Below are 1,317 nucleotides of genomic sequence, written 5' to 3'. Positions count from 1 at the left end.
CCCCCGGCAGCTCGCGGTGTCCCTCGGCTTCGATCTCTTCGAGCTGCTGCCGGATCACCGCCGCGCGGCGCTTCACCTTCAGGATGCCGGGGAGCACACCGTCGTGCTCGAGACCGGCGTTGACGCAGGCGGCCATGGCATCCCAGATCCGATCGAGGCCGGCGGCGATTTCTTCGTCGGAGCGCAGGGCCTCTTCGTTGCGACGTGCCGCCTCGGCGATGGTGATGCCCTGCTCGTCGCACAGCTCGATGAGGGTGGCCGCGTCATCGAACGCGAGCGGGAAGGGTGCAGCCGCCACGCGAGCGGGCTCTCCCTCGCGCCGGATGAATCCGCCTCCGATCGAGTAGTAGGTGTCTTCCGCGATCACGTGGTCGCGCACATCGCGCGCAACGAGGGTCATGGCGTTGGGGTGGCCGGGCAGACGTCTCCGCGGCTCGAGCGAGATGTCGGCCTTTTGGAAGCGGACCGTGTGCGACGCGGCGAGCGGGAGTTCACGCCCGTCGGGCCAGTCCACCCACAGCCGCCGGACGGCATCCGGGTCGACGGTCTCGGGATCCCAGCCGTGCAACCCAGCGACGACGGCGTCGGGCGTCCCGTGCCCGATACCGGTCGCGCCGAGCGAGCCGTAGAGGTAACAGGACACATACGTCACGCGCCCCAGGATGCCTTCGCTCTCGAGTCGTGTGGCGAACTGGAGGGCGGCCTTCATGGGGCCGACGGTGTGGGAGCTCGAGGGTCCGATCCCGATGGAGAACAGCTCGAACGCGGAGGTGTAAGCGCTCATTCGGCCAGCGTACGTCCCACCCCGTCCGGACACCCCGTCGTCACCCTCGCGCCACGCCCGGGATGCACGCCGTTCCGGGCCGATTAGACGTCTCGGTCGGTCGCGGCTATGCTGGACCACGGCCTGCGCGCCGTTTCGCGCGGAGGCCCTGCGCCCGTAGCTCAATGGATAGAGCATCTGACTACGGATCAGAAGGTTAGGGGTTCGAGTCCCTTCGGGCGCACACTGTGTTGAGACAGTAAGAGGTCCGGTTCGGAAGTCTTTCCGACCGGGCCTTGTCTCGTTTCCGGGACCAGCGAGTGAGCTTCAGCTCCGCTCCCAGTCCCCCACCCACCAGTCGCTGATCTCCGCCATTCTTCCCCCCGCGGCGAGGTGCTTTTCGGTCGCGCGCCATTCCTCGAACGCCGAGCGATCGACGAATGCCCCGTCCTCAACGATCACCCGCCCTTTGCGCGTATCGAGCGACAGCGCGACATCCCACGACAGGATGCCGGGCCACTCCCCCACCGCCCGCAGCTCGGCGATGGCCGCCG

At 68.1% G+C, this 1,317-nt stretch carries 2 protein-coding genes and 1 tRNA gene; 1 reads left to right on the top strand and 2 read right to left on the bottom strand.

From position 1 onward, the window contains the following. Positions 1 to 784 (bottom strand): serine dehydratase beta chain (locus tag P2P98_RS07680; RefSeq protein WP_275798707.1); only part of this gene is annotated, 784 nt, incomplete at its 3' end. A 150-nt stretch (positions 785 to 934) separates the two neighbouring features. Here P2P98_RS07680 and P2P98_RS07675 point away from each other — a divergent pair. Beyond that, positions 935 to 1,007, top strand: a tRNA-Arg gene (locus P2P98_RS07675). An 83-nt stretch (positions 1,008 to 1,090) separates the two neighbouring features. Here the strand turns inward: P2P98_RS07675 and P2P98_RS07670 are convergent. Beyond that, positions 1,091 to 1,317 (bottom strand): Dabb family protein (locus tag P2P98_RS07670; RefSeq protein WP_275798705.1); only part of this gene is annotated, 227 nt, incomplete at its 5' end.

Source organism: Microbacterium sp. Kw_RZR3 (genome assembly GCF_029222405.1).
Lineage (GTDB): Bacteria > Actinomycetota > Actinomycetes > Actinomycetales > Microbacteriaceae > Microbacterium.
This window is presented reverse-complemented; position numbering and strand designations above follow the sequence as displayed.